Here is a 4,235-nt window from a genome sequence, read left to right on the forward strand (position 1 = left end):
GGGCTCGGGCGGGGGGCGCGCCGCGCGGGCCCGGGCCGCGGCGGCCCCCCCCCGGCGGGGGCGGCCGGCGCCCCCCGCCCCCCCCCCGCCCCCCGGTCTCTCCCCCCTGCGGCGTCCCCGCCTCTCCCCCTCCCCTCCAGCCACAACGAGGTACCCCCATGGCCACCGATGCCGACCAGCCACGACTCGGACCAGCCGCTCTGCGCGAGCTGACCCGCACCGGCGAAGGCCCCCGCCTGCTGGACGTGCGGACCCCCGGCGAGTTCCGCACCGCGCACATACCCGGCTCCTACAACGTCCCCCTCGACACGCTGCGCGAGCACCGCGCCGAACTGCTGCACCACCTCGACGAGGACGTCGTCCTCGTCTGCCGCTCCGGCGCCCGCGCCGCCCAGGCCGAGAAGGCGCTGGCCGAGGCCGGACTGCCCAACCTGCGCGTCCTCGAGGGCGGCGTCATGGCCTGGGAGGCCGCCGGCGGCACCCTCACCCGCGGTCCCGAACGCTGGGACCTGGAACGCCAGGTCCGGCTCGTCGCGGGCAGCCTGGTGCTGGCCACCGGCATCGCGGGCGTGTTCGTGCCCGGACTGCACCTGATCGGCACCGCCGTCGGCGCCGGACTGACCTTCGCCGCGCTGAGCAACACCTGCGCCATGGGCATGCTGCTGTCGAAGCTGCCCTACAACCGCGGCCCGCGCACCGACATCGACTCGGTCGTCGCCGCCCTGCGGGGTGCGTCGTGATCGCCGTCATCATCGCCGCGTCCCTGCTCATCGGCATCAGCCTCGGCATCCTCGGCGGCGGCGGGTCCATCCTGACCGTGCCCATCCTGGTCTACCTGGCCGGGATGGAGACCAAGCAGGCCATCGCCACGTCCTTGTTCGTCGTCGGCGTCACCAGCGCCGCCGGTGTCGTCTCGCACGCCCGCGCGGGCCGTGTCCGGTGGCGGACCGGGCTCCTGTTCGGCCTGGACCGGGCTCCTGTTCGGCCTGGCCGGCATGACCGGCGCCTACGCGGGCGGACGGTTCGCCGAGTTCATCCCCGGCACCGTCCTGCTGATCGCGTTCGCCCTCATGATGATCGCCACCGCCTTCGCCATGATCCGCGGCCGCAAGCAGCAGCCGAAGAAGGTCCACCACGAACTGCCCGTCATGCACGTCCTGCTGGACGGCATCGTGGTCGGCCTGGTCACCGGTCTGGTCGGTGCGGGCGGCGGCTTCCTCGTCGTCCCGGCGCTCGCGCTGCTCGGCGGGCTGCCGATGACCGTCGCCGTCGGCACCTCCCTGCTGGTCATCTCCATGAAGTCCTTCGCCGGGCTGGCCGGTTACCTGGCCAGCGTGCACATCGACTGGGGCTTCGCCCTGCTCGTCACGGCGGCGGCCGTCGTCGGCAGCGTGATCGGCGGGCTGGTGGCCGGGCGCATTCCGCAGAACGCGCTGCGCAAATCCTTCGGCTGGTTCGTCGCGGTCATGGGCGTCTTCGTCCTCGGCCAGCAGATCAGCGCCGACCTGCGCCACACCCTGCTGACCAGCCCCTGGACGTGGGCCTCGGCGGCCGCGGCGGCGGGCGTCGGGTTCAGCTGGTACACGCTGCGCAAGGCCGGGCGGGCCTCGCGCGGTGCGGACGGGCCGGACGCGACGGTTCCCCGTTCCGCACCGGAGGGCGCCGTGCACCAGGGCGACGGCACCCCCGTCTGACCACACGCCGGGGCGGTACCCCCGCCCCGGCAAGCCCGGAACCCGGCCCGCAGGAGGTGCCCGGTGGACGAGTCGGAAGTCGTACGCGAGGAACGCGAGGAACGCGAGGAACGCGAAGAAGGCGAAGAACGCGAGCAATGCGACCGGCGCGAGGAAGCCGACGCGACGGCTGAGGTGCTCAACCGGCTGCGCCGCGCCCAGGGGCAGCTCGCCGCCGTGATCGCCATGATCGAGGCGGGGCGCGACGGCAAGGACGTGGTCACCCAGCTGGCCGCGGTCTCCCGGGCCCTGGACCGGGCCGGTTTCAGGATGGTGGCGGGCGCGATGCGCCAGTGCCTCACCGAACGGCACCGGGGACACGCCCCGCCCCTGTCCGAGGCCGAACTGGAGAAACTGTTCCTGACGCTGGCCTGACGCGCCCCGGCCGAGGACGGCCGGGGCCGCGGCAGGCCGGCGCCGGAACCTCCACCGGCACGGCCTCCAGCCGTACGGCCTTCACCCGTACGACCTCCGCACGAAGGGACAGGCACACAGGATGGACGCAGAGGACTGGGACGCGCGGTACCGCGGCCGCGAGCTGGTGTGGACGGCGCGGCCCAACCGGTTCGTCGAGGAGGAACTGGCCGGGCTGCCGCCCGCCGGACGGGCGGTGGACCTGGCCGCCGGCGAGGGGCGCAACGCGGTCTGGCTCGCCGGGCAGGGCTGGGAGGTGGACGCCGTGGACTTCTCCGCCGTCGCGCTGGACAAGGCCGCCCGGCTGGCCGCCGAGCGGGGCGTGCCGCTGCGTACCGTCCGCGCCGACCTCACCACGTGGTCGGCGCCCGAGGCGACGTACGGCCTGGCGCTGATCGCCTACCTGCACCTGCCGTGGGAGCGGATGACGGGGGTGCTGCGGCAGGCCGCGCAGGCGGTGGCCGGGGGCGGCACGCTGCTCCTGGTCGGCCATGACGCGGCCAATCGCGAGCACGGCCACGGCGGGCCGCAGGACCCGCGCGTGCTCTACACCGCCGAGCAGGTCGCCGACGTGTGGCGGCCGTACGCCGACATCCTGCGGGCCGAGCCGGTCACCCGCGTGGTGACCGACGCGGACGGCGAGCACCGCACGGCCGTCGACACGCTGGTGCGCGCGGTACGGCGCTGACGCCGTCGACCTCGTGCGCGCGGTACGGCGCTGAGGCCGTACCGCGCGCTCGCGCGGCTCAGGAGGCCGGCTTGCCGGGCTTGGTCGCCAGGTACCAGTCGGTGAGCTTGACGCCCTCCTGGGACAGGCGGGCCTCCAGTTCCGCCTCGGTGCGCGGGGCGCCAAGGACCACGTCCTCGCCCGGACGCCAGTTGGCGGGGCAGGACACGCCGTCGCGGTCGGAGGTCTGCAGAGCGTCGACCAGCCGCAGGATCTCGGGGATCATGCGTCCGGCGTTCATCGGGTAGTACAGCATCGCCCGCACGGTCTGCTCCGGGTCGATGACGAACACGGCACGTACCGCGGCCGTGCCGGAGGTGTTCGGGTGGAGCATGCCGTAAGCGCGCGCGACGCGCGTGTCGAGGTCGGCGATGATCGGGAACGGGACGCGCACGCCCAGCTTCTCCTGGATGGCCCGGGTCCAGGCGAGGTGGCTGTGGACGGAGTCCACGGAGTTGCCGAGCAGGGCGGTGTTGCGGGCGGCGAACTCGTCGGCGAGTTCGGTGAAGGCGACGAACTCGGTGGTACACACCGGGGTGAAGTCCGCCGGGTGACTGAAGAGCACCAGCCAGCGGCCCGAGTAGTCGGTGAGCCGGACCGGGCCGTGGGTGGACTCGGCCTCGAAGTACGGTGCTTTGTCACCGATGAGGGGCAGGCCGGCGGGGGCGGGCTGGGTCGGCTGGTCGGAGACGGTCATCGGAGGATCCCTCCAGGGCGATCACAGATGTCTGTATACCCCTTTAACGTATTTTCCCGATCCCGCCCGGTTGGAGGGCCGTAAGACCGCCCGTCGGGGGCCGTACGGCCCTGCCGGCATCCCCGTTCGCCCCTTGAGCCCCGGGACGGCACGAACGTCCCCGCCCGCGAACCGTCCGGCGTCGGTGAACGGGAACAATCCGGGTGCGCGCGGCGCTGTTCCTCATACCTCGTCAGGTATCACTGAAGGCGCCCGCCGGGCCCGTGATCCGACTGGTCGTAGGAGTGTGAGGACGATGGCGACCCCAGAACGCATCCGGCCCGCGGCGGCCGAGGACACCTCGCTCGTGACCGGCTGCGGACGCAGGATCGCCGTACGGTGCCTGCGGCTCGCGCCCGCGGACCGGCCCATCAGCCGGGTCACCCTGGACGTCGGTCCGGACCAGGGGGACGAGCACGGCACCTGGGCGGCGCTCACCGCCGACGAGGCCCGCGACCTGGCCCGTCTGCTCCTGCTGCACGCCGGCCTGGCGGAAGGCCGCTCCTGACCGGACGGCCGCACCGCCGACGCGCGGGCCGCCGTGCCGCCGCACCGCCGACGGCGGGTCCGCGGGTGCTCCCGGAGAACGGCCGCCGGCACCCGGCGAGGGCGCCCCGCCCGGCCC

5 protein-coding genes and 1 pseudogene are annotated in these 4,235 nt (G+C 74.0%); 5 read left to right on the plus strand and 1 reads right to left on the minus strand.

The window, feature by feature from the left end:
• The first annotated feature begins 158 nt into the window (after positions 1-158).
• From AB0G63_RS38870 to AB0G63_RS38885, 4 genes and pseudogenes are all read left to right on the plus strand, one after another.
• Positions 159-740, plus strand: coding sequence for a rhodanese-like domain-containing protein (locus AB0G63_RS38870; RefSeq protein WP_360760560.1), 582 nt, complete (start codon positions 159-161; stop codon positions 738-740).
• A pseudogene (locus tag AB0G63_RS38875) lies at positions 737-1,694 on the plus strand (sulfite exporter TauE/SafE family protein). Before AB0G63_RS38870 ends, AB0G63_RS38875 begins: the two are co-directional and overlap by 4 nt.
• A 174-nt stretch (positions 1,695-1,868) precedes the next feature.
• Positions 1,869-2,108 carry a metal-sensitive transcriptional regulator gene (locus tag AB0G63_RS38880; RefSeq protein WP_360760572.1) on the plus strand — a complete coding sequence of 80 codons (240 nt, stop codon included), beginning with the start codon at positions 1,869-1,871 and terminating at the stop codon, positions 2,106-2,108.
• A 121-nt stretch (positions 2,109-2,229) separates the two neighbouring features.
• A complete protein-coding gene (locus AB0G63_RS38885; RefSeq protein ID WP_360760563.1) occupies positions 2,230-2,835 on the plus strand; it encodes a class I SAM-dependent methyltransferase in 606 nt (201 codons plus the stop codon).
• A gap of 58 nt (positions 2,836-2,893) precedes the next feature.
• Here AB0G63_RS38885 and AB0G63_RS38890 read toward each other — a convergent pair whose 3' ends face one another.
• On the minus strand, positions 2,894-3,571 hold the full coding sequence (locus AB0G63_RS38890; RefSeq protein ID WP_360760566.1) for a peroxiredoxin: 678 nt from the start codon (positions 3,569-3,571) through the stop codon (positions 2,894-2,896).
• A gap of 295 nt (positions 3,572-3,866) precedes the next feature.
• On the opposite strand from AB0G63_RS38890, the gene AB0G63_RS38895 reads away from it, so the two are divergent.
• Entirely contained in the window at positions 3,867-4,118 is a 252-nt protein-coding gene (locus AB0G63_RS38895; RefSeq protein WP_360760569.1) for a hypothetical protein, read from the plus strand.
• Positions 4,119-4,235 lie beyond the last annotated feature (117 nt).

This window comes from Streptomyces sp. NPDC020996, assembly GCF_040641355.1.
In the GTDB taxonomy this organism is placed as follows: Bacteria; Actinomycetota; Actinomycetes; order Streptomycetales; family Streptomycetaceae; genus Streptomyces.